The organism is Methylogaea oryzae (genome assembly GCF_019669985.1).
GTDB lineage: Bacteria > Pseudomonadota > Gammaproteobacteria > Methylococcales > Methylococcaceae > Methylogaea > Methylogaea oryzae.
The window spans coordinates 1764967-1790042 of sequence record NZ_AP019782.1 but is presented as its reverse complement, the minus strand read 5'-3'; the positions used below and the strand labels follow the sequence as shown (position 1 = coordinate 1790042).

General features: G+C 66.4%; 11 protein-coding genes. 9 read left to right on the top strand and 2 right to left on the bottom strand.

All coding sequences use genetic code 11. From position 1 onward, the window contains the following. Nucleotides 1–58 precede the first annotated feature (58 nt). From K5607_RS08085 to K5607_RS08055, 7 genes are all read left to right on the top strand, one after another. A complete protein-coding gene (locus tag K5607_RS08085) occupies nt 59–1216 on the top strand; it encodes an efflux RND transporter periplasmic adaptor subunit (RefSeq protein WP_221048758.1) in 1158 nt (385 codons plus the stop codon). Continuing rightward, the gene (locus tag K5607_RS08080) at nt 1213–4362 is read left to right on the top strand and encodes an efflux RND transporter permease subunit (RefSeq protein WP_221048757.1); all 3150 of its coding nucleotides are present in this window, start codon (nt 1213–1215) and stop codon (nt 4360–4362) included. The genes K5607_RS08085 and K5607_RS08080 overlap by 4 nt, the downstream gene beginning before the upstream one ends. Continuing rightward, nucleotides 4363–5790, top strand: coding sequence for an efflux transporter outer membrane subunit (locus K5607_RS08075; RefSeq protein ID WP_221048756.1), 1428 nt, complete (start codon nt 4363–4365; stop codon nt 5788–5790). It abuts the gene before it with no gap. A 68-nt stretch (nt 5791–5858) separates the two neighbouring features. Then, nucleotides 5859–6401 carry a YcjF family protein gene (locus tag K5607_RS08070; RefSeq protein ID WP_082411635.1) on the top strand — a complete coding sequence of 181 codons (543 nt, stop codon included), beginning with the start codon at nt 5859–5861 and terminating at the stop codon, nt 6399–6401. A 191-nt stretch (nt 6402–6592) separates the two neighbouring features. Next, complete coding sequence (locus K5607_RS08065) at nt 6593–6778, top strand: hypothetical protein (protein WP_054774130.1); 186 nt, start codon at nt 6593–6595, stop codon at nt 6776–6778. Between the two features lie 52 nt (nt 6779–6830). Next, on the top strand, nt 6831–7931 hold the full coding sequence (locus tag K5607_RS08060) for a prohibitin family protein (RefSeq protein WP_221048755.1): 1101 nt from the start codon (nt 6831–6833) through the stop codon (nt 7929–7931). Further along, a complete protein-coding gene (locus tag K5607_RS08055; RefSeq protein ID WP_221048754.1) occupies nt 7928–8707 on the top strand; it encodes a thioesterase II family protein in 780 nt (259 codons plus the stop codon). Before K5607_RS08060 ends, K5607_RS08055 begins: the two co-directional genes overlap by 4 nt. A 25-nt stretch (nt 8708–8732) precedes the next feature. On the opposite strand, the gene K5607_RS08050 is transcribed toward K5607_RS08055, so the two are convergent. Then, nucleotides 8733–10373, bottom strand: coding sequence for a cyclic peptide export ABC transporter (locus K5607_RS08050; RefSeq protein ID WP_054774778.1), 1641 nt, complete (start codon nt 10371–10373; stop codon nt 8733–8735). Nucleotides 10374–10389: 16 nt separating this feature from the next. After that, entirely contained in the window at nt 10390–11370 is a 981-nt protein-coding gene (locus tag K5607_RS08045; RefSeq protein WP_221048753.1) for a methyltransferase, read from the bottom strand. 152 nt (nt 11371–11522) lie between these two features. On the opposite strand from K5607_RS08045, the gene K5607_RS08040 reads away from it, so the two are divergent. Next, nucleotides 11523–19469, top strand: coding sequence for an SDR family NAD(P)-dependent oxidoreductase (locus K5607_RS08040; protein ID WP_221048752.1), 7947 nt, complete (start codon nt 11523–11525; stop codon nt 19467–19469). A gap of 91 nt (nt 19470–19560) precedes the next feature. Further along, the gene (locus tag K5607_RS08035; RefSeq protein WP_221048751.1) at nt 19561–25068 is read left to right on the top strand and encodes a type I polyketide synthase; all 5508 of its coding nucleotides are present in this window, start codon (nt 19561–19563) and stop codon (nt 25066–25068) included. Nucleotides 25069–25076 lie beyond the last annotated feature (8 nt).

Genomic DNA, 25076 nt, shown 5'->3' with positions numbered 1-25076 from the left:
GCCAGCGGAATTTTCACTGTACAATGCGGCCAACACCGTAACAGAACCGATACGCGCCATGGCTTTCACCGGTCCCCGCCCACCACAGTTCGTCTCCCGCGCCCTACCCGGCCTGCTCGCCGCGTTGCTGGCGGCCTGCGAAGAGCACGGCGGAGCGCCCCAATTCACGCCGGCGGAAGTGACCGTGCAGCGCATCGCGCCGCAAACGCTGCCGCAAACCTGGGATTTCATCGGCCAAACCCAAAGCTCCCGCCTGGTGGAAATCCGCACTCGAGTGGAAGGTTTTCTCGAGCGGCGCGTCTACCAGGAAGGCAGCCTGGTGCAAGCCGGACAAACCCTGTTCCTGCTGGACGCCAAGCCCTTCACCGCCGCCTTGCAGGGCCAAAAAGGCCAGCTGGCGCAGCAGGAAGCCAGACAAGCCAACGCCAAGCGCAATCTGACGCGGTTGAAAAATCTGGTGGAGCAAAAGGCGGTCAGCCAGAAAGACGTGGACGACGCCATGTCGGCCCTGGCGGAGGCCGACGCGGCCGTGTTGTCGGCCCGCGCCCAGGTCACGACGGCGGAACTTAACTTGAGCTACGCCACCATCCAATCGCCCCTCACCGGCCTCAGCAGCCGCTCGCGCAAGGACGAAGGCAGCTTGCTCAGCCCCGGCTCGGAAGGCCTGCTCACCACCGTGGCGCAGATGGACCCCATGTGGGTCAATTTCAACGTCTCGGAAAACCAGCTGCTGCGCATCCGCAGCGCGGTGCAGAAAGGCGAACTGCAAACGCCCGGCCGGGACGGCTATGTGGTGGAGCTGACCCTGGGAGACGGTTCCGCCTACCCCAAAACCGGCAAAATCAATTTCACCGACACCCTGCTGGCTTCCCAAACCGGCACCGCCAACATCCGCGCCGAGTTCCCCAACCCGCATTTCCTGCTGAGCCCCGGCCAATTCGTCCACGTCAAACTCACCGGCGCCGTCCGCCCCAACGCCATCAGCCTGCCGCAACGGGCGGTGCAGCAAGGCCAACAGGGCAAATACGTGTACGTGGTCGGCAACGACAACAAAGCCGCGGTGCGGGAAGTCCAGGTGGGCGACTGGTACGGCGAAGACTGGCTGATCGAAAGCGGCCTGCAAGCGGGAGAATTGGTGGTGGTGGACGGCATGAGCCACGTGGTGCCGGGCATGCCGGTGAATCCCCGCGAACTGCCGGCCGGCCCTAAGCCATGAACCCGGCTTTTTTCATCGCCCGCCCCATTTTCGCTGCCGTTCTGTCGGTGGTCATTCTCATGGCCGGCTTGGCGGCCCAGCGCCAATTGCCGGTGGCGCAGTTCCCGGAAATCACGCCGCCGCAAATCCAGGTCACCACCGTCTACCCCGGCGCCAATGCCGAGACCGTGGCCCAAACCGTCGCCGCGCCCATCGAGCAGCAGGTGAACGGCGCGGAAAACATGCTTTACATGTATTCCTCCAGCTCGTCCGACGGCTCCTTGACCTTGAACGTGCTATTCGACATCGGCACCGACATCAACCAAGCCCAGGTGGAGATACAGAACCGAGTCAAGCTGGCGGAGCCGCAACTGCCCGACGAAGTGCGCCGGGGCGGCGTCCAGGTGGTCAAATCCACCGCCAACATCCTGCTGATCGTGGCGATCCAATCGGACGGCCGCTACGACCCCACCTATGTGTCCAACTACGCCAGCCTGCACGTGGTGGACAAGCTCAAGCTGATTCCGGGCGCCAACCAAGTCAGCGTGATGGGCACTTCCGACTACGCCATGCGCATCTGGCTGCAGCCCGACCGCATGGCCCAGCTGGGCATCACCACCGGCGACATCCGCAACGCCATCACGCAGCAAAACGCCCAGTTCGCCGTGGGCCAGATCGGCCAGCAACCCAGCGGGCAGCCGGTGGCGCTGACCTTGCCGGTGGCGACGCAAGGCCGCTTGAGCGATCCCCGCGAATTCGCCGACATCATCCTGCGGGCCGATTCCGACGGCGCAGCCATCCGCTTGCGCGACGTGGCGCGAGTGGAACTGGGCGCCCAGGGCTACGACATGCGCACCCGCCTCAACGGCGAGAACACCACGCTGCTGGCCGTTTACCAGCAGCCGGGCGCCAACGCCCTCACCGTCGCCGAGCAGATCCATAGCGCCATGGACCACTTGGCCGCCAACTTTCCCGCCGGCATCCGCTATTCCATCCCCTACAACACCACCGAGTTCGTCAAGCTGTCCATCGAAGAGGTGATCCACACCCTGCTGGACGCCATCGCCCTGGTGATCGCCGTGGTGTATTTGTTCCTGCAGGACTGGCGCGCCACGCTGATTCCCACCCTGGCAGTGCCGGTGTCCATCGTCGGCACCCTGGCCGGCATGTACGTGCTCGGTTTTTCCGTCAACACCCTCACCCTGTTCGGCATGGTGCTGGCCATCGGCCTGGTGGTGGACGACGCCATCGTGGTGATCGAAAACGTCGAACGCAACCAGCGGGAGCTGGGCCTGAACGGTTACGACGCGGCGACCCTCGCCCTCAAGGAAGTCACCGGCCCGGTCATCGCCACCACCCTGGTGCTGATCGCGGTGTTCGTGCCCATCGCCTTCCTCGGCGGCATGACCGGCCAGCTGTACAAGCAATTCGCCATCACCATCGCCATTTCCGTCGCCCTGTCGGCCCTGGTGGCGCTGACCTTGACGCCGGCCCTGGCCGCGCGTCTGATAAAACCCGCCGACGCGTCATCCGGCACCGGACGCCTGGGGGCGGCCCGGCACAAGTTTTTCCAAGGCTTCAATCGCACGCTGGAAACCGCCACCCAGCGTTACCTGGGCGGCGCCCGCTGGCTGCTGCGGCGGGGCGCGGTCGGCTTGCTGCTGTACGTGGCCATGCTGGCCGCGGTCGCCGGCCTGTTCAAAACCACGCCCACCAGCTTCGTCCCCTCCGAAGACCAGGGCACCCTGTTCGCCGCCTTGATCCTGCCCGACGCCGCCAGTCTGGACCGCACGTCCGCCGTGGTCGAAAAGGCCGAAGCCGTCGCCAAGCAAAGCCCCGCCACCCGCGACGTGATTTCCATCGCCGGCATGAGCGTGCTGGACGGCGGCACCAAATCCAGCGCCGGCGTGTTGTTCCTGACCCTCAAGGATTGGAGCGAGCGGGTGAAGCCGGAGTTGCAGGCGGACAACGTGCTCGGCTGGATGATGCAGCGGGCGGCCGATATCAAGGAAGCCCTGGTGCTGTTCATGAATCCGCCGCCCATCCCCGGCCTGGGCCTGTCCGGCGGTTTCGAATTCTGGCTGCTGGACCAGGGCGGCGGCGACGTGCACGCCCTGGAAGCCATGACCCATAAAATCCTGGCCGCGGCCCAGAAGGATCCCCGTCTGCAAGGCGTGTCCTCCACCCTCCGCGCCGACGCCCAGCAGCTGTTCGTCAAGCTGGACCGGGAGAAGGTCTGGACCCTGGGTGTGCCTATCGGCGACGTGTTCGACACCTTGAACGGCTTGTTCAACGTCATGTACGTCAACGACTTCAACAAATTCGGCCGCACCTACCGGGTGCTGATGCAGGCGGACGCCTCTTACCGCAGCCGTCCCGAGGACATCGAAAAAGTCTTCGTGCGCAGCAGCCAGGGCGCCATGGTGCCCCTCAGCAGCCTGGTGCAGGTCAATTTCAGCAGCGGCCCCGACCTCATCAGCCGTTTCAACGGCTTCCCCGCCGCCCGCATCAACGGCGCGGCGGCGGCCGGCTACAGCTCCGGCCAGGCCATGCAGGCCATGGAGGAGATCGCCCAAAATACGCTGCCGGACAGCATGAGCTACGCCTGGGGCGGCCAGTCCTTCCAGGAAAAGAACGCCGGCAGCTCGTCGGCGACGGCCTTCGCCTACGGCATACTCATGGTGTTCCTCATCATGGCCGCCCAATACGAAAAGCTGCTGTTGCCGTTCGGCGTGATGCTGGCGGTGCCGTTCGGCCTGTTCGGCGCGTTCTTCGCCGTGTGGGCGATGCATATGCACAACGACGTGTATTTCCAGATCGGCTTGGTCACCCTGGTGGCCCTCGCCGCCAAAAACGCCATACTCATCGTCGAGTTCGCCAGCCTTAAGCGGGAGGAAGGCCTGAACGCCATGGACGCGGCCCTGGAGGCGGCGCGGCTGCGCTTTCGCCCCATTCTGATGACCTCCTTCGCCTTCATCCTTGGCGTCGTGCCCTTGGTCACCAGCACCGGCACCGGCGCCAACAGCCGCCACTCCATCGGCGTCGGGGTCATGGGCGGCATGATCAGCGCCACCCTGCTGGCGGTGTTCTTCGTGCCGCTGTTCTTCGTCTCGCTGGAAAACCTGCGCGACCGCCTGCTGGCGCGCCGGCCCGGCAAGGAAAATTAGATGCGCCGCTTATTGCTACTACCGCTTTGCCTATCCCTGGCCGCGTGCTTCAACGTGGGGCCCGATTACCAAAAGCCGGACGAGCCCGTACCGGAAAGCTGGCGCTTCGCCGAGGCCGAAGCCGCTGCCATCGCCAACACCCGCTGGTGGGAACAGTTCGGCGACCCGGTGCTGGTGCGCCTGATCGATCAATCCTTGCAGCAAAACAAGGACTTGCGCATCGCCACGGCGTCGGTGGAGGAATACCTCGGGTTATACGGCGTTTCCGCCTCCAGCCTGTTCCCTCAACTCGGCGGCACGGCCTCCGGCCAGGAGCAAAAGAGCTCCATCGAAGCCATGGGTCCGTCGCCCGCCGGCGCCGCCGTCAACCCCATCACCACCAACATACAAGCCACGCTGAACGTCTCCTGGGAAATCGACGTGTGGGGCCGCCTGCGGCGCGCCACGGAAGCGGCCCGCGCCGACTTGTTTTCGCGGGAGGAAAACCGCCGCGCGGTGGTGCTGACCCTGGTCACCAGCGTCGCCCGCTCCTATGTGCAACTGCGCGAGCTGGACCTGCGTTTGGACATCGCCCGGCAAACACTGGCGGACCGGCGGGAGGCCTATCGCATCGCCCAAGCCCGGTTCGCCGGCGAGCTCAATTCCGAATCGGAGGTCCGCCAGGCCGAATCGGAACTGCGCAACGCCGAAGCGCTGGTGCCGCAACTGGAAAAATCCGTGGCGCAGAAAGAGCACGAATTGAGCGTACTGCTGGGCCACAATCCGGCCGCCGTGGAGCGGGGCCTGGCGCTGAACGAGCTACGCCATCCCGAGGTGCCCATGGGGCTGCCTTCGGAATTGCTGCAACAGCGCCCCGATATCCGCCAGGCGGAACAGGACCTGATCGCCGCCAACGCCCGCATCGGCGTCGCCAAGGGCGAATACTTCCCCAAATTCACCATCACCGGTAGTGTGGGCAATTCCAGTATCGACCTATCCCGCCTGTTCGCCGGCCCCGCCGGCCTGTGGAGTTACGGCGCCACCCTGGCCGTGCCCCTCTTCACCGCCGGCAAAATCGCCGGCCAGGTGCAACAGGCCAACGCCAAGGAGCAACAGGCGTTGTTCGGCTACCAGCGGGTATTGCTGAACGCCTTCAAGGAAGTGGAGGACGCCCTGGTGGACAACAGCCGCACCCGCCAGCAAGTGACCGCCCAGGCCGGCCAGGTGGACGCGTTGCGCGAATACCTGCGGTTGGCTCGGCTGCGTTACGACAACGGCTACACCAATTATCTGGAAGTGCTGGACGCCCAACGCAATCTGTTCAATGTGCAGCTGGCCCTGGCCCAAGGACGGAGCAGCGCCTTGCAGGCCCTGATCAATCTTTACAAAGCGTTCGGCGGCGGCTGGGTGGAACAAGCCACGGCCGCCGCCACGCCGGAAGCAAGCTGATTTGCAACGGCAAAACGCTTGGTGTAGTCTCCAAAAGCCAGTTCTCAGCCTTTTAAGGAGGATCGCCCATGAATGCCACCACTAGCCAAGCCGGCGCTTTGCCCGAAGCCGTCGCCCCGGAAACCCCCGTCGCCTCTACGGAGGAAGCCTGCGCCTCTATCATCAAGCGCTATTGCTTGTGGTCCGCCGGCGCCGGCATCATCCCGCTGCCGCTGCTGGATATCGTGCTCATCAGCGGCATCCAGGTCAAAATGGTTTACGAGCTGGCCAAGCAATATGAACAGCCCTTCGACGAATCCCGCGCCAAAAGCTTGATCGGCGCGCTGATCGGCAGCCTGGTACCCTACGGCGTCGCCTCTTCCGGCGTCATGGGCGGCCTGGCCAGCCTGACCAAGGCCATCCCGGTGGTCGGCCCGCTGCTCACCTGGACGTTCTGCCCGGCCCTCGCCTCCGCCTCCACCTATGCGGTGGGCAAGGTGTTCGAACAGCATTTCGCCACCGGTGGCACTTTGCTGACCTTCGACGCGGAAAAAATGCGCGAATACTTCCAAAAGGAGTTCGACGCCGCCCGTCAGCCCGCCAAAGCCAAGGCAGACTCGGCGAAAGCTTGATCGATGCGGGGCGCCCCCCATACCGCCCCCTGTTTACCCGTTTCGGCTTTCTTTCTCTTTCAAGACGGAAGAAAGCCGGGGAAGCGCGAACCGGCTTTTTCCGCCTTCCTTCCCGATGCCGACGAACCGACGGGGCCTACCCTGCCCGTATCGGGAGCCGTTTTCGTCATGTTTCGGAATAGCGTTTTGCCATGACAGCCTACGTTTTCACCATTTACTACTTGATCATGGCCCTGCTGGTCGGCCTGTGCGGCATCGGCAGGAAGCCGGGATTTCTGGTGACCTTGCTGCTGTCCATCGTCATTACGCCGTTCCTGACTTTGTTCTTGCTCTACATCACCAAAAGCGCCGCCAAGGACCCCGAGTCCCCGCGCTGACCGTTCAAGGACCCCGGCAGGGACCAACAGCAACCGCCACCACAGCCACCCCATGAAATTCGAGAGTTTGCGGCGCTTCGTCCAACGCTACATGATGACCATCACGTTGGCGGCCATGATTTTCGGCCTGCTGCTGGTGTACTTCGCGCCGACGGTGCTGTTCACCATACCCGCCGGCTATCGGGGCATCATGTGGTACCGATTCGGCGGCGGCACGGACCTGAACGAGTCGCTCTCCGAAGGCACGCATTTCAAGCTGCCGTGGAACGAGGTGTACAACTACGACACGCGGCTGCAGGTGGTCAACCAGGAGTTCGACGTCATCACCAAAGACGGCCTGGCAGTCAAAGCCACCATATCCTTCCGCTTTCGCATCAGCCACCGCTGGGTCGGCCATCTGCACAAAAACGTCGGCCCCGACTACGTAAAAGTCATGCTGGTGCCGGAAATCGGCTCCACCGCCCGCGTGCTGATTTCCCAGTACACGGCGGAAGAGTTTTACACCACTTACCGGCTCCAGGTGCAAAACGAGATTCTTTCGCTGATCCGCGAGCGCCTGGTCGAGGAAAACATCTACAGCGCCGAGAATGTCAACCTGATCGACATGGACGACGTGATGATCAAGGAGATCGAACTGCCGGAGCGAGTGGCCTCGGCCATCGAGCGGAAAATCGAGCAGTACCAGCAACAGCTGGAATACGACTTCCGCCTGCAGTCGGAAGCCAAGGAAGCGCAGCGCAAGCAAATCGAAGGCAGCGGCGTGCGCGCCCTGTTCGACCAGATCGGCCCGGCCGACGTCGCCAGCTACCTGCGCCTGGCCGGCATCCACGCCACGTTGCAATTGGCCAGTTCCAACAACGCCAAGGTCGTGATCGTGGGCGGCGGCACCGTGGCGGGCGGATTGCCTTTGCTGCTGGGCAGCGACATCACCGCCGCGCCGCCGGTGGCCGCCTCGACGCCCGCGGGCAAAAACGCGCCGACCACAACCAAGTTGCCGGCCCCCGGCTCCCTGGGCGCCATGCCGTCGCCGCCGCTGTCGTCCTTGCCGGCAATCGGCACGCCGCCGCCCATACAACCGCCCAACATCCCTACGCCCCAGTCCCAACCTTTGCCTCAGCCCCAGCCCCAGCCCCAGGACACCGGCAAACCTTGAACGCGCCGCACAGCGAACCTTGGCGCAACAGCGACGACACCCGTTGGCTGGTGGGACCGCCGCGCCGTTCCGACGCCACCCTGCGCTTAGTGTGCATTCCTCATGCCGGCGGCGGTGCGTCGTTTTTCCGCCCCTGGGCGCAGCGGCTTCCGCCCCGAGTGGAGCTTTGGATAGCGCAGCTGCCGGGCCGCGAGGGCCGCTTCCGCGAACCGCTCGCCGCCAGCTTAACCGCCGTGGCCGAAGCCTTGGGACAATGCCTGGCGCGGCTGCCCGCCAAACCCACCGTGCTGTTCGGCCACAGCCTGGGCGCCCTCGCCGCTTTCGAACTGGCCCACGTGTTGCGCGACCTGGGCCAGGAGGAACCGCTATTGCTGGCGCCGTCCGGCCGCACGCCGCCCGGCGACGGCAGCGGCCCCCGGCATTTGCTGCACCTGGACGACGCCGCCTTCATCGACGCCCTGGCCGACGAATACGGCGGCATCGCCCCGGCCATTCTGGAAAACCCGGCCCTGCGCGAACTGTATGTCCCCACCCTGCGCGCCGACATGGGACTGGTGGCCGATTACCGCCCCCCGCAACGGCCGCCGCTGAGCTGTCCGATTCGCGCGTTCGGCGGCGACGGCGACCGCCACACGCCAACCCAGCGCCTGCAAGGCTGGCAGGATTGCTCCCGCGGCCCGTTCGACATGCGGCTATTTCCCGGCGGCCACTTTTACCTGGCCGACCAAATCGCGGCCGTCATCGACAGCCTGCTCGATCACCCGAGCCTGTCCTAGCCCCCTTGCCGCTGCGGCGACTGGATTAGGGAGTCCCCTCCCGCACCGAACGAATCCGGCCGTACTCCATGGTGACGACCCGGTCGGCGCAATGGAAATACTGGTCGTCGTGGGTCACGACAATGACGGTTTTGCCCTGGCGCTTCAGGTCCTGAATCATTTCCTGGTAGAAATAACGGCGGAATTCCGGATCCTGGTCTGCCGCCCATTCGTCGAACGCATAAATTTCCCGGTCTTCCAGCAGGGCGACGATCATCGCCAAACGCTTGCGCTGGCCGGTAGACAGATCCAGCGTGGTGAAACGCCCGTCCACGAACGACGTCTTCCGGTCGATCTGCATCTGCCGCAACAGCTCGCGCACGCGGGCCTCGTCCACGCCGCCCAAACCGTAGAGCTTCTTGAACAAGTGGAAATCGCCGAAGATCACCGAGAACCGCTGCCGGTAAGCCGGCGCGCTCCTCCTGTCCACGGCGCGGCCGTCCATGAGCAAATGTCCGCTGCTGGGGGAATACAACGCCGTCAACACCTTGAGCAAGGTCGATTTGCCGCTGCCGTTGCCGCCGACGATGAACAGGATTTCGCCGCTGGAAATATCCAAATCCAGCGGGCCGATTTGGAAACCGTCCTGGCTGGCGTCGTCGAAATAGTGGTAAACCAGGTCCCGTGCCTCGATTTTGCCGAAGCGGCCGGATGGCCACGGATCGTGGGCCGTTTCCGCCTCCTCCCAACCGCCGCAAGCGGCGCTCAACTTGGTTTCCAGCACCTGGATGTTTTCCGCCGCCAGATTGGCGCGGGTGAAGGCGGGTATGCCCAGAATCACGCCGGACAGCGGCCCCATGATGAAGATGATGCCCGCGATTAGCGACGTGGTGGATTCCGACTCGATGGACACATACTGCGGCACGATGAACGCCACCGCGCCGAGCAGGGCGAAAAAATTGCATTGGGCGAACAGGGTGTTGTCGTCCAGCAGATGGTGGGCTTTTTCCGTGCTGCCGCGCAGCGAATCGGCGATGGCGTGGATGTCCTGGTACAAATCCTCGCCGCGCTGGTGGTTGAACTTCACTTCCTTGGCGCCCTTGAGCAAATCGGTCAGGCCGTCGAAAAAGCTCAAGCGGGTCAGCGCCGTGTGGCGCAAATAGGCTTTGATCTGTTCGGCGTTGAGGGTGTAGATGGACAGGCCCGCCGCCACCAGGGCGAAGGTCAGGCCGAACGCCACCATGGACAGCGAAGCCATGTAGATGGCGGTGAAACCCACCATGACCGCCGATTGCACGCAGGTGGTCAGCGCCGTGGCGGAGTCGGAGATGACGGTCAGGCTTTCGGCGATGCGGTCGTAGATTTCCGCCACGCCGAGCTTTTCCAGCTCCTGGTATTCAGCGCGGCGGATTTTGTCGGCCACGCGAACCTTCACCTTGTGCAGCGCGCTTTGGAAAATCGCCGTGGTTTTGTGGAACGTGTAGCGATAACACAGGTAGTAAATCGCCATCAGCAGCAGGAAAATCAGGAACATGCGGGGATTGGCCGGCTCGCCCCCCTTGGCGCTGGTGGAAGCGTTGATCACCGCCAGCAGGCCGGCGTTGGCCAAGCCGCAAAGCGTGGCACCGATGATGATATTGCGGCGGGTGAGAGCGTCCTCCCGCTTAATCAGTTCTAACAAAGTCATGCCTTGATTCGTCCCCTCACGCCCGCGCTTCCAACAGACAGGCATCTTCTATGTCGATGGGAATGCGCCGCACCAGGCCGAAACCCGCCTCCGCAAGCAAGCCGCGGAATTCGCTTTCGGTGCGCTCGCGGCCGTGTTCCAGCACCAGCATCAGCACGTCGCTGAAAATGGTCTCGCTGCCGGCCTCGGCGCGCTCCGGCAGGCAGCGTTCCAGCACCAGCAGCCGGCCGCCCGGCGCCATGGCGGCGCGGCACAGGCGCAGGATGCGCGCCGATTCCTCGTCGTTCCAGTCGTGGATCACGGCTTTGAGCAGGTAAACGTCGCCGCCGGCCGGAACGGACTCGAAGAAATCCCCTTGGCGCACCTCGCAACGGTCGGCCACGCCCAGGGCAGCCAGGTTGTCCGCCGCGCCCTCCGGGTATTTCTCGTACAACACCCCGCGCAACCCGGCATGGGCTTGCAATACGCCGCCCACCAGCGCGCCTTGTCCGCCGCCCACGTCCACCATGCAGCGCGCGTCGCTGAAATCGTAGGCTTGCAACAGCGCCGCCACGATGCGCGCGGTGGCGGCGGCCACGTTGGCGTGGAAAATGCCGCCGGCGGTGGGATGCTGGGCGCGGTAGTCCCATACGCTCATGCCGAACACGTGATCGAACGGCGTCTCGCCGGTTTCCACCGCATGCAGCAGGCCGCCCATGGCCTTGTCGATCACCTCGCCCCACTCCATCACCGTGTACCACTGGGAGTTTTCCGCATCGCGGCGCAGCGGCTGTCCCTCGGGCGCCAGGGCGAAAACGCCGTCATCGGTTTCCCGCAAAATGCCGCAAGCGGTCCAGCCGCGCAACAAGCGGTGCAACGTGGCCGGGTGCGCGTTCAAGCGGGCCGCCAACGCGCCGCTGGACTGGGGACCGGCGGCCAACAAGTCGGCGATCTGCAGTTTGGCGGCAACATAAAGCAGGCGCGCCGCGCCAGCCTTCATAACGATTTCGCGTATCATAGAAACAAGATCGGCGTCAGGGAGTTCGTACCGTTGATTCGGCAAATCATTGGCGAAGCATAACATGGCATCCTCCCTACGGACTCGGCGAGCGCCGTCGACGGTTTCCGCGCCGACGCCCACCGCGCAACGCTCCCATCGGCAATCCCGTCATGCTCAATCTCGTTAACCGCTACGCCCACGGCTTCGTCGCCGTTCCCGTCATCCTGGCCGCGCAAGAACGCGGCCTGTTCGAGTTGCTGGAAAGCCGCGGCCCGTTGAGCGAGGACGCCATCCGACTATCCCTGGACGCCAACGGCGGTCCGCTGCGGGTGGCCTTGCGCCTGCTGCGCTCCCTGCACTGGCTGAGCCGCGACGATGAAGGACGCTACGCGCCCGCCAAGGCCGCGGCCATGCGCCGCCATATCCCGCGGGAATTGCTGGAACTGTACCGCTTCCCGGCCGGCTCGCCGCAACTGCTCAGCGATGCGGCCCAACGCTATTGCGAGTGGACGCCCCTGTCGCGGCGGCGCTGGGGGTTGGACGACGAACGCGACGCCGACCTCATCGACGGCGTATTGCTGATCCCCCTGTTGTTCGCCTTGCGCGGCCAAGGCCTGCTGGAGGAGGCGTCCCAACCGCTGCTCGCGCCCCTTCCGCAGCCGCTGCGCGGCGCCCTGCTCGACCTGTTCCGCGCCAAGGGCTGGATCGACGGCGAGAGCGACAAACCGGCATGGACCGAAGTGGGCCGCCACCTGGTGGAACGCATGCTGGTGCTGGGCGTCACCGCCTCCTACACGCCGCTGCTGGCGCGGCTGCCGCAACTGCTGTTCGGCGACCCGCGCGCCGTGTTCGAGCACACGGCAATGGACGCCGAAACCCACCTGGACCGCAGCCTCAACGTGATCGCCAGCGGCTTCCAGCACGAAAAATTCTTCCAGGATTTCGACGCCGCCATCCAGGCCATTTTCGACCGCCAGCCCTTCGAACAACAGCCGGCCTATGTGGCCGACATGGGCAGCGGCGACGGCACGCTGCTGCGGCGCATTTACCGCCACGTGGCGGAGCACACCGCCCGCGGCCAAGTGCTGGACCGCTATCCGCTCACCATGATCGGCATCGACTACAACATGGAAGCGCTGGAGGTGGCCGCCGCCAACCTGCGCGCCGACGGCGTGCCGCACCGGGTCGTGCAAGGCGACGTGGGCGATCCGCAAAAGCTGGAGCGCGACCTGCAAGCCCTGGGCATCGCCGACTGCGAAAACATCCTGCACGTGCGCTCCTTCCTGGACCACGACCGGCCCTGGCTTCCGCCCGCCGAGTCGGAACGGCTGGCGGCCCGCCGGAAGATTCCCTACCAAGGCGTGTTCGTCGCCGACGACGGTTCCGCCATCGCCCCCGCCGACGCCATCCAAGGGCTGTACGAACACTTGGAGCGCTGGGCACGGCTGTCCAGCCGCCACGGCCTGCTGATCCTGGAGGTGCACTGCCTGGACGCGATAAGCGCCGGCCGCAATCTGGACTTGGCCGAAAGCCTGCATTTCGACGCACTGCAGGCTTTTTCCAAGCAGCAATTGGTGGAAGCGGCGGATTTCCTGCTGACGGCGGCGGAAGCCGGCCTGTTCGCCAAGCCGGAATTCCAGCAGCGCTACCCGCGCACCCTGCCGTTCTGCCGCATCACCCTCAACTGGTTCGAGCAGCGCCCCTACCGCCTGCGCCTGGCCAGCGAGGCCGATCTCCCCGCCCTGCTGCAGCTGGAAAACGCCTGCTGGGCGGAACCGCTGCGCACCGCCGAAGACGGCCTGCGCCAACGCCTGCAACGCTTTCCCAAAGGCCAATGCCTGCTGGAAATGGACGGCCGCATCGTCGCCGCCATATACAGCCAGCGCATCGTCACGGCGGACGAGCTGGCCCGCAGCAGCTTCGCCCAGGCCGGCGCCTTGCACCGGGACGACGGCCCGCTGCTGCAACTCGTCACCGTCAATGTGCTGCCGGAAGCGCAGCACCTGGGCCTGGGCGACCAGTTGCTGGAGTTCATGCTGCAATACGCCGGCCTCATCAACGGCGTGGAAAAGGTGGTGGGCGTGACCCGCTGCCTCAACTTCCAGCGCGACGGCAACGGCGACATGGCCGCCTACATCCGCCGGCGCAACGAGCGCGGCCAGCCGCTGGACCCGGTGCTGGCCTTCCACCACCACCACGGCGCCAGCATCGAATACGTGCTGCCCGGCTACCGGCCGGAAGATACGGACAACCAGGACTGCGGCGTGCTCATCGGCTACGACCTGCTGCACCGCCGCCCCGGCGGGCACGCCCCGGCATCCCCAGCGGAATCGGCCGCCTCGCCAAGCGCCGCCGCCGTGGTGGAACGCTGCACCCGCGACGTGCTCGGCCCGCGCCGGGAAAGCCGCTTCGCCATGGCCGCCACCTTCAAAGACATGGGACTGGACTCCCTGGACTTGCTGGAACTGCGTACCCAGCTCAACCACGCCGCGCAACTGCAATTGGAGCCGGTGTTTTTCTTCCGTTACAGTTCGCCCAAAGCGGTGGCGGAGTACCTGCAAAACGCCGGCGGCGAAACCCTGGAACCACCACCCAAACCAGCGTTGGCACCAAGCCCCCTCTCCCCCAGGGAGAGGGCTAGGGTGGGGGATTTAAATCACATCGCCATCATCGGCATCGGCTGCCGCTTCCCCGGCGGCGCCGATAGCGCCGAAGCCTACTGGCAGTTGCTGCTGGACGGCCGCGACGCCATCGGCGAGCCGCCGCCGGGCCGGGGCAACGGCGAGCTGGACCCGGCCAACTTCCCCGCCACGGCGGAAATGCCGGCCCTGCGCCAGGGCGGCTTTATCGACGGTGCCGACCGCTTCGACGCAGCCTTCTTCGGCATCGCCCCGCGCGAAGCCCAGCGCATGGACCCGCAGCAGCGGCTGCTGCTGGAAGTGTCCTGGCAAGCGCTGGAACACGCCGGCATCGACCCGCGCGGCCTGGAAGGCAGCGCCACCGGCGTGTTCGTCGGCCTGTTCGGCCACGACTACGAAATGCTCCAGCAAAACAGCATCGCCGAGGCCGAACTGGACGCCTATTGCTCCACCGGCGTGGCCCCCTCGGTGGCGGCCGGGCGCTTGTCCTACACCCTGGGCCTGCAAGGGCCGGCGCTGACCCTGGACACCGCCTGCTCCTCCTCCCTGGTGGCCGTGCATCTGGCCTGCCGCAGCCTGCGCGACGGCGAATGCGGCTTGGCCCTGGCGGCCGGCGTCAATTTGATCCTCGCCCCGCAAGCCTCCATCGCCTTCAGCCGCGCCGGCATGTTGTCAACCGACGGCCGTTGCCGCACTTTCGACGCCCTGGCCAACGGCTACGTGCGCGGCGAAGGCTGCGGCGTGGTGGTTTTGAAGCCTTTGGAACGGGCCCTGGCCGACGGCGACGACATCTACGCCGTGGTGCGCGGCAGCGCCGTCAACCAGGACGGCCGCAGCAACGGCCTCACCGCCCCCAACGGCCAGGCCCAGGAGGCGGTCATCCGCAACGCGCTGCAAGCGGCGGACGTCGCACCCGGCGCGGTGCGCTACGTGGAAGCCCACGGCACCGGCACGCCCCTGGGCGATCCGGTGGAAGTGCATGCCCTGCAAGCGGTGTACGGCGAAAGCCGGCCGGGCAATTTTCCCTTGGTGATCGGCTCGGCCAAAACCAATATCGGCCACCTGGAAGCCGCCGCCGGCATGGCCGGCCTCATCAAAACCGCCCTGGCCCTGCACCATGGGCAGATACCCCGCCATCTGCACTTCCGGCAGGCCAATTCGCACCTGGACTTGCGTACCGTGCCAACCCTGGTGCCGACGCACACCCTGCCCTGGCCGCGCCAAGCGGATCGGCCGCGCCTGGCCGGCATCAGTTCCTTCGGCTACAGCGGCACCAACGCCCACGTGATCCTGGCGGAAGCACCGCCGACAACATCAACCGCCGCCACCCACCGCCCGGCTGCGGTGCCTCCGCGCCGCTTCCAAGGCAAACGCTATTGGCTTCCACAAAGCGCCTCCCTAGGTAAGGGAATGAAGGGTGAGCGCAATGCGGTTGAAATAAGCATCAAGGCATCGTCGCCCCGGCAGGGAATGCCGGGGCCCATGGCCCAGGACGGTGCATGGGACACCGTTTCGGCACCATCCCTGGTCATGGATGCCGGCAATCCATGCCGGCAAGACGGTATCAATACAACGCGTAATTCAACAGCCTTGCCCTGGGGGACTAACCACCCCCTGCTCGGCCACCGCCTCCCCCTCAGCGCCGCGGTGAGCGTATTCGACAGCCCCCTCGGCCAGGCAGCGCCAAGCTATCTCCTCAGCCACCGCTTGAACGGCAGCGCCGTCCTGCCCGCCGCCGCCCTGCTGGAAATGGCCCTGGCCGCTGCTCGCCAGTTGGCTACGACACCGGCAACCGGCTACAGCATCAGCGGCCTTAGCTTCGAGCGCCCCCTGCCCCTGGGAGAATCCGCGCCGCGCCGCGTGCAACTGCTGCTGCTGCCGGAACAACCCGCCGGGTCTTGGCAATTCCGCCTCGCCAGCGGCGACGGCGAAGCCGCCTGGACCCAGCACGCCCAAGGCCGCGTGGCGGCCTCGACACAAACAGCATTGCCGCTGGACTTGGCCGCCCTGCGAGCCCGCCTGACGGATGAAGTCCCTTTAGCCGCGTTCCGGGACGAGTTACACCGACGCGGCCTGCAACTGGACGACGCCCTAGCCGCCCTGCAAACCCTGTGGCGCGGCGACGGCGAGTCCCTGTGCCGCATCCGCCTGCCCCAGGCTGCGGCGAGCGAAGCGTCGGCATACCACTGCCACCCGTTGCTGCTGGACGCCGCCCTCAGCAGCGCCTTGGTAAATTTGGACAGCAGCAGCGCGCACATACTGGCGGGCATCGACAACTTCCTCTGGCTGGGAGGCATGGCGGACGAACTGTGGTGCCACTGCCGGCTGGAAAGCCAGCAGGGCACGCGCCGCAGGCTGAACCTGACGCTGTGCGACGGCCAAGGCCAAGCTATCGCCCTGGCCGAAGGCTGCACGTTTGCCGCCCTGGAAACCGCCGTCCAGCCGGAAGTTTGGACAAACTGGCTGTACCAGCTCCAATGGCGGCCCGATCCGCAAGCGGCCCGGTCCAGGCCGGCGCTGCCCGCACCGCAGGCAGTGGAAGCCGCCCTGCAATCCTTGACGACACAACTGGGCACGGACGATGCCGCCGCGCGGCTGGCCGGACTGCAACCGCAATTGGAACGGCTGAGCTTCCTATACGTCAGCACCGCCCTGCGCGGCCTGGGCTGGAATCCGGCGGCAGGCGAACGCTGCTCCGTGGAAGCACTGGCCGAGCGCCTGGGCATAACCGCCGGCCATCGCTGTCTGTTCCGCCGCCTGCTGGAAATTCTGCAGGAAGAAAACCTCGTGGCGCTGCAAGGCGAAGGGCTGGACGTTATCCGCGCCCCTGGCGAACCGGCGCCCCAATCCCTGTGCGAACAACTGCTGGCCCAATACCCGGAGGCCGGCGACGAACTGCGCCTGCTGTCCCGCTGCGGCGACCACCTGGCGCAAGTGCTGCGCGGCGACTGCGCGCCGCTGACCCTGCTGTTCCCCGACGCCGACCCGGCCACCCTGGCGCGCCTCTACCAGCACGCCCCCACTTTCGCCCCCATGCACCGGCTGCTGGACGAAACAATCCGGCGACTGCCGCACAAGCACGGCCTGCGCATCCTGGAGATCGGCGCCGGCACCGGCGGCACCAGCGCCTGGCTGCTGCCGCACCTGGGGGAAAACTGCGAATACGTGTTCACCGACGTCTCCGCCCACTTCTTCGACGCCGCCCGCCAGCGCTTTGCCGCTTATCCTTGCCTGCAATTCCGCAAGCTGGACATCGAACAGCCTCCGCAAACGCAAGGCTTCGAAGCGGGCCGTTACGACCTGGTGGTCGCCAGCAACGTGCTGCACGCCACCCGCGACCTGGCGGCCACCGTCGGCCACGCCCGCTCCCTGCTCGCCCCCGGCGGCCAATTGCTGCTGGTGGAAGGCACGGCGCCGCGCCGTTGGATCGACCTCATTTTCGGCCTGTTGGAAGGCTGGTGGGCGTTCGCCGACCATGCGCTGCGACCATACTATCCCCTGCTGTCCGCCCAACGCTGGGAGGAATTGCTCGCCGCACAGGATTTCGACGCCGTGGCAGCCATAGCGCCGGCAAACGCGGAAACCCTGCTGTTCCCGCAAGCGCTGATCCTGGCCCGCAACAGCAGCCAAACGCAAACCCGGCTGATTTTCGCCGACGCGCGAGGCGTGAGCGAACGCCTGGCCGAGCAATGCCAAGCCCAAGGCGATACCTGCCTGCTGGTGCGCCCCGGTGAGGACTACGCCAAGCTTTCCCCCGGTGAATATCGGTTGGACCCGCTGCAAGCCGAACATTATCGGCGTTTGCTGCGAGATGCCGGCGACGACATAACGTCTATCGTGCACCTGTGGAACCTGGACATAAGCGAGGCCGACGCCGGAGACGCCTGCACCAGCGCCCTGTACCTAAGCCAAGCCCTGCTGCGATCCGCCAATCCGCCCCCGCTATGGCTGGTCACCCAAGGCGCCGCCGCGATTGAAGCGGCCGAGCCTTTCCAAGCCCCCCTGTGGGGCTTCGGCCTGGTGCTGGAAAAAGAACATCCCGAACTGCGCTGCCGCCTGCTGGACTTGGACCCGGCCAAGAGAGCCGATGCGGCGGACGATCTCATCCAGGCGCTGGATAACCCCGGCACCGAACCCCGCAGCGCCGTCCGCGACGGCCGGTTCTACTTGCCGCGCCTGGCCCGCCTCGCGGCGCCGATCAACGGCTTGGCCGTCCAGCCCGACGCCGCCTACCTCATCACCGGCGGGCTGGGCGGCATGGGATTGCGCCTGGCCGCCTGGCTGGTGGAAAAAGGCGCGCGCCAACTGGTGCTGGCGGGCCGCAGCGCGCCATCGGAACAGGCACAGCGCGTCCTGGAAGCCTTGGCCGGGCAAGGCGCGCAGATCGATGTCCGCCAAGCCGATGTCGGCAGCAATGAACAAACCGCCGCGCTGGTGGCGGCCATTCCCCGGCTGCGCGGCGTCATCCACTGTGCCGGCGTGTTCAGCGACGCCTTGATCCAAAACCAGCAACGCAGCCAATTCCAGCAAGTCCTCGCCGCCAAAGCCCTGGGCGCCTGGCATCTGCACCAGGCCACGCAAGGGCTGGAGCTGGATATGTTCCTGCTGTGCTCCTCCGCCTTCTCCCTGCTGCCCAGCGCGGGCCTGGCCAACTACGCGGCGGCCAATGCCTTCCTCGACGGCCTGGCCGCCGCCCGACGCCGCCTAGGACTGCCCGGACTCAGCCTCAACTGGGGGCCTTGGGATCAAGTGGGCATGGCGCAAGCGGTGGGCGAACGGCGCGAAGCGCAATGGACCGCCGCCGGCATCCGTCCCATGGCGCCCGAGGCGGCACTGGCGGCCATGGATCGCCTACTGGGTTCCGATTTGGCGCAAGCCGCCGTGATGGACGTCGACTGGCAGCGCTTCCTCCCCCCCGGCGAAACCGCACCGGCTTACCTGGCGGAATGGCTTACCCCCGCCGCCGCACCAACCCAACCCACCGCCGCACCGATTTTGCAGCGCCTGCACAGCGCCACCGCCAGCCAGCGGCAAGCCCTGCTGCGGGACCACGTCGCCCACCTGGCGGCGCAAGTCTTGGGCTTCGGCCCCGGCGAGGAACTGGACCTAAGACGCGGCCTGTTCGACCAGGGCATGGACTCCCTGACCGCCATGGAACTGCGCAACAAACTGCAACGGGACTTGGCCCTGCCGCTGCCCGCCACCATCGCCATGGAACATCCCAGCGTTGCCGCGCTGGGGGACTACTTGGCGGGAAAGCTGTCGGATACAGCGCCCATGCAAAGCCCTACCGCCGACAGCGCCCGCATATGCGAAAGGGATAGGGAGAAGGAAATCGCCCCCCCTGCGTCTTCAGCTCCGGCAAGCGCCATCGCGCCGAACAGTCCCGCCGAACCGGCCAGCGAAGAAGCCGCCATCGCCGCCGAATTGCTGGAGCTGGAACGCTTGCTGGATGCGATCCAATGCCGATCCGATTGAGAACGCATGCGGCCCCAGCCGCCCCGCGGCGGTAAATGAATAATCGGAATCCATCTTCCCTACCACCGGCATAGTCTGGTAAAAGATTTTAATGACCGAAGACACGTCGTCGAACGAAAGGATTCTGCTCGCCCTGCGCCAAGCGCGCGCCGCGGTAGAAAGCGTGGAACGCTCCCGTTACGAGCCCATCGCCATCGTCGGCATCGGCTGCCGGCTGCCGGGCGGCATCGACGATGCCGACAGCTATTGGCTGAGGCTGTGCGACGGCCTGGACGCGGTGGGTGACGTGCCGCCGGAGCGCTGGGACAACAACGCCATATTCGACGCCGACCGGCGCGCCGCCGGCAAGACTTACACCGGCCGCGGCGCTTTCATCCCGCTGCCGGACCGGTTCGACGCGGAGTTTTTCGGCATATCCCCCCGCGAAGCCGCCCGCCTCGATCCGCAGCAGCGCCTGCTGCTGGAAACCGCCTGGGAAGCGCTGGAGGACGCCGGTCTGGCCGGCCATACCTCCGGCCTCAGCGGCGGCGTCTACATCGGCATCGGCCAAAGCCATTACGGCGATTTGCAACTGACGCCCGAGCATCTCGAATCCATCGACACTTATTCCGGCACCGGCAGCCTGCACTGCTTCGCCTCGGGACGACTGTCCCACTGGCTGGGCCTGGACGGCCCCAGCCTGTCCATCGACACCGCCTGTTCCTCCTCCCTGGTGGCGGTGCACCTGGCCTGCCAAAGCCTGCGCAGCGGCGAAACCCGCCTGGCCCTGGCCGGCGGCGTGCACCTGAACCTGGCGCCCCACGTCAGCGTGTTCCTGTCCCGCGCCGGGGTGCTGGCGCCCGACGGCCGCAGCAAGGCTTTCGACGCGGCGGCGGACGGCTTCGGCCGCGGCGAAGGCTGCGCCGTGATCGTGCTCAAGCGCCTGTCCGACGCCCTGGCCGACGGCGACCCGATCCACGCCTTGATCCGCGGCACGGCGGTCAACCACGACGGCGCCGGCGCGGGTTTGACCGTGCCCAACGAGGCGTCCCAGGCCAAAGTGATCCGCGACGCCCTGCAAAACGCCCGCGTGGCGGCGGACACGGTGGGCTTGGTGGAAACCCACGGCACCGGCACCGAATTGGGCGATCCCATCGAAGCGCGCGCCCTGGGGCAGGTATTCGCCAACCGCCCCGGCGTCGAACCCCCGCTTTACCTGGGCGCGGTGAAAAGCAGCATCGGCCACCTGGAAGCGGCGGCCGGCCTGGCCGGCCTGCTCAAGGCGGCGCTGGCGGTGAAACACGGGCAAATTCCCGTGCAAAGCCATTACCACCAGCCCAACCCGCACATTCCCTGGGCCGAGCTGCCCTTCGCCATTCCGCGCCAGACCTTGCCCTGGCCGGCGGGCTACGCGCAGCGCATCGCCGGCATCAGCGCTTTCGGCATGAGCGGCACCAACGCCCACGTGGTGCTGGAAGCGCCGCCGGCCGCCGTGGCCGAAGACATACCCAACACCATGGACCGCCCCCGCCACCTGCTGGCCCTGTCGGCGCGCAGCGAAACCGCCCTGCGGGCCCTGGCCGGCCGCTACCGCGAGTACCTGAACGCCCATCCGGACCGGTCCCTGGCCGATATGTGCTTCAGCGCGGCAACGGGACGGGGGGTGTTCGAGCACCGCTTGGCACTGGTGTGCACCGACCGTGCGGAAGCCGCATCGCAATTGCCCGCCGTGGAGCGCAGCGAATCGTCCACCATCACCATCATCGGCCGCGCGCCCCGCGACCGGGACAACGAAAAGCCGGTATTCCTGTTCACCGGCCAAGGCTCGCAATACTGGAACATGGGCCGCGAGCTGTACCAAACCCAACCCGGCTTCCGCGCTAGCCTGGAACGCTGCGCCGCGGTGCTCGATCCCCTGCTGGAAAAGCCGCTGCTGGACGTGCTGTACGGCAGCGAGGCCGACGGCGCCCTGCTCGACCGCACGGACTTCACCCAGCCGGCGCTGTTTTCCCTGCAATACGCCCTGGCCGAGCTGTGGCAAAGCTGGGGCATCAAGCCGGCGGCGGTGCTGGGCCATAGCCTGGGAGAGTACGCCGCCGCTTGCGTCGCCGGGGTGTTCGGCCTGGAAGACGGCTTAAAGCTGGTGGCGGCGCGCGGCCGGCTGATGCGGGCCCTGCCCGGCAACGGCGCCATGGCGGCGCTGCTGTGCCAGGACGCCGCCGCCTTGGCCGACTGGCTGGCGCAGTGCGGCGAAGACGTGGTGGTATCCGGCTACAACAGCCCCAGGGAACTGGTGGTTTCCGGTTCGCAAACGGCGGTACAGGCGGTGCTGCAACGGCTGGCGGAACGGGGCACGGCGGGCCGCCAACTGGCGGTGTCCCACGCGTTCCATTCGCCACTGATGGCGCCCATGCTGGACGAATTCGCCCCCATCGCCCGCAGCGTCGTTTACGCCGCTCCCCGCCTGGACATGCTGTCCGCCGTGGACGGCGGCTGGAACAACGCCGCCGATGCCGATTACTGGTGCCGGCAAATCCTAGAGCCGGTGCGCTTCAGCAAGGCCATGGCGGAACTGGCCCGCCACGGCCACCGGCTGTTCCTGGAAATCGGCCCGCGCCCCATTTTGTCCGGGCTGGGCCGCGCCAATCTGCCGGGAGAAGAACGCACCTGGCTGACCAGCCTCGACCGCAGCCAAGGGGACTGGGACTGCCTGTTGCACAGCCTGGGCCGGCTGTTTTGCAGCGGCGTGGCCTTCGACGGCACCGGCTTCGACCGCGACTATGCGCGCCGCCGCGTCCGCCTGCCTAGCTATCCCTTCCAGCGCAGCCGCCACTGGCTGGAACCGCAGGCCCGCCCGGCACCGATCCCCGCAGCGCCGGCAGAAGGGCTGCCCCTGGCCGGCCGCCGCTTAGCCCTGCCCGGCTGCCCGGACATCCGCTATGAAACCCGTCTGGAACCGGCCCATTGCGCCGCCCTGTGCGACCACCGGGTATTCGGCAGCCTGGTGGTGGCCGGCGCATACCATTTGGCGACGGTATTGGAAGCCGCCAGCCAGGCCCTGGGCACCACCAACCTGCGCCTGGAAGACATCCGCCTGCCCCGCGCCCTGGCCATCCCGGACGGAGCCGGCTGCCGCCTGCAAGTGCTGCTGGAACCGTCGGAGGGCAGCGGCTACAGTTTTCGCACCCTGAGCTGCGCCGACGGGCTTGACGCGAATGACGATGCGGCGTGGGTGACCCATGTCAGCGGCAAATTAAACACCGTAGGGTACGCACCGCGTACCGCAGCGCCGCTTGGTGCGCAATGCGCACCCTACGAAGAAGACGGCACGGATTTCTACACCCGACTGTCCACCATCGGTTTCGACCTGGGCCCCAGCTACCGCTGGACGCAGCGCATCGAGCAACACGACGGACAAATACGCTGCCGCCTGCAAGCACCGCGGCAATGGGACAAGCAGGACGCCGCCCTCCATCCCGGTCTGTTGGACACCTGCTTCCAAATCCTCAGCCGTTTCTGGCCGGCCACAGCGGAACAGATGCTGGCAAGCGGCACCCTGTACGTGCCTTTCGCCATCGCCGCGGTGGAACTGCGCCGCTTTCCCGGGGATGCCTCACAAACGCTGCTGTGCCGTGCCTTTAAGGAAACAAAGGACGCCGACAACAGCGAACTGACCGTGGCCGCCGGGCTGAGCCTTGAAACGGAAAACGGCGAACCCTTGCTGCGGGTGGAAGGCTTCCAATTCCGCCGCACCGGCCGCGACGCCTTGCTGGCCGGCCTGCGCGGACAAATGAACGAAGTGCTGGAGCTGGATTGGACACCCCTGGAAGAAACCGCCGGCCCAGCGCCGTCCACCCAGCAGCAGTGGTTGATCCTGGCCGATAAGGGCGGCCTGGGCCAGGCGCTGGCAGAACGGTTACAGCGGCTAGACCACGGCTGCCAAGTCGTTGCGGCCGATGAAGACTTGCTGCAGATAAACGCAGCGGAGTGGGACGGTGTGGCCTATCTGCGCGGCCTGGACAATCCAGAGCCATCCGATGCCACCACACTGCAAACCACCCTATTAGCCAACGTGGCCGAGGTGCAAACGTTGCTGCGGCGATTGGCCGGAGCGGCGCCACGCCTATGGCTGGTAACGCGGGGCAGCCAAGCGGTAACCGAAACGCCGTCGTGGGCCAGCCTTGCCCAAGCGCCCCTGTGGGGCCTGTTCTCCGTATTGGCCAGCGAACACGCCAATCTCAAGCCCGCCTGCATTGACCTGCCCCCCAGCGCCACGGCGGACGATGCGGCTTGGCTCGCAGAAGCCCTACTCCAAGCCGGCCGGGAAGACTGGCTCGCCATCCGTGCCGGCCGCCGCTACGCCGCCCGGCTGTGGCGGCACGACGCCGGCAATCGGACACCCACAACCATCCGCCCCGACGCCACTTACCTCATCACCGGCGGCCTGGGCGGGCTGGGCCTGAAACTGGCCGGCTGGCTGGTGCAGCAAGGCGCGCGCTGCTTGGTGCTGAACGGCCGTAGCGGCCCCGGCCCGGAAGCGCAAAGCCAACTGGAACAGCTGCGCCGGCAGGGGGCGCAGGTGCATTGCCGTGCCGCCGACATCGCCGATGCCGAGCCAGCCGCCGCGCTGTTCGCCTGGATGGACGCCGAGCTTCCGCCCTTGCGCGGCGTGTTCCACGCTGCCGGCGTGCTGCAAGACGGCCTGCTGCTACAGCAAAGCCGGGAGCAACTGGCTGCCGTGTTCGCTCCCAAGCTGGCCGGCGCCTGGAACCTGCACCAGCTCACCATGAACCGTCCCCTGGACTTCCTGGTGCTGTTCGCCTCGGCCGCGACGCTGATCGGCTCGCGCGGCCAAGCCGGCTATGCCATGGCCAATGCCTTCCTGGACGCCCTGGCCCAGTTCCGCCATACCCAAGGCCTGCCCGCTCTCAGCCTGGACTGGGGCGCCTGGGCGGAAGCGGGCATGGGCGCCCGCTTGCCGGAAAACGAACGCCGGCGCTGGGCGGAACGGGGCTTCGCCGCCATCGCGCCGCAACGGGGCCTGGATATCCTGGGTAGCCTGCTGGGCAGCCCTTCGGCGCAACTGGCCGTGCTGCCCGTGGACAAACCGGCCCTGCTGGCCGGCTGGGCGCCGCCGCGTTTCGACGGTTTGGTTCCCATGGACGCTGCTGCAGGTCATTCGACTCCCCCCCTTCCCAGCCCTGCTCCGTGGGCGCAAAACGCCGAAAACGCCCCGCCCGAACAACGCCTAGCGCTGCTGGAAAACCGCGTGCGGCTAGTCGTCGCCGACACCCTGGGCATCAAGGCGCCGGCTGCCATCGAACCCCGCGCCCGGCTGTTCGATCTGGGCTTCGACTCCATCCTGGCCCTGGAAGCGGCGGAAAAGTTGACGAAAGAGCTAGGCATTGCCCTGCACGACACGTTAATCTTCGAATACCCGACACTGGAAGCGCTGGTAAATTACCTGGCGCGCGCCTGCCGCATCGGTCCGGCCGAAGCGGAAAGCAACCGCGCGGCGGAGCCGGCCTTCGCCCCGCTGGAGGAAACGGACATCGCCGCCCTGTCGGATGAAGACGCGGAACGCCTGTTGCTCGCGCAACTCAAGGATTTAGCCGAATAGCCACGCTC

Coding starts and splice junctions, on each gene's coding strand:
- K5607_RS08085 (WP_221048758.1), top strand. CDS start 59: ATGGCTTTCACCGGTCCCCGCCCACCACAGTTCGTCTCCCGCGCCCTA.
- K5607_RS08080 (WP_221048757.1), top strand. CDS start 1,213: ATGAACCCGGCTTTTTTCATCGCCCGCCCCATTTTCGCTGCCGTTCTG.
- K5607_RS08075 (WP_221048756.1), top strand. CDS start 4,363: ATGCGCCGCTTATTGCTACTACCGCTTTGCCTATCCCTGGCCGCGTGC.
- K5607_RS08070 (WP_082411635.1), top strand. CDS start 5,859: ATGAATGCCACCACTAGCCAAGCCGGCGCTTTGCCCGAAGCCGTCGCC.
- K5607_RS08065 (WP_054774130.1), top strand. CDS start 6,593: ATGACAGCCTACGTTTTCACCATTTACTACTTGATCATGGCCCTGCTG.
- K5607_RS08060 (WP_221048755.1), top strand. CDS start 6,831: ATGAAATTCGAGAGTTTGCGGCGCTTCGTCCAACGCTACATGATGACC.
- K5607_RS08050 (WP_054774778.1), bottom strand. CDS start 10,373: ATGACTTTGTTAGAACTGATTAAGCGGGAGGACGCTCTCACCCGCCGC.
- K5607_RS08045 (WP_221048753.1), bottom strand. CDS start 11,370: ATGATACGCGAAATCGTTATGAAGGCTGGCGCGGCGCGCCTGCTTTAT.
- K5607_RS08040 (WP_221048752.1), top strand. CDS start 11,523: ATGCTCAATCTCGTTAACCGCTACGCCCACGGCTTCGTCGCCGTTCCC.
- K5607_RS08035 (WP_221048751.1), top strand. CDS start 19,561: ATGACCGAAGACACGTCGTCGAACGAAAGGATTCTGCTCGCCCTGCGC.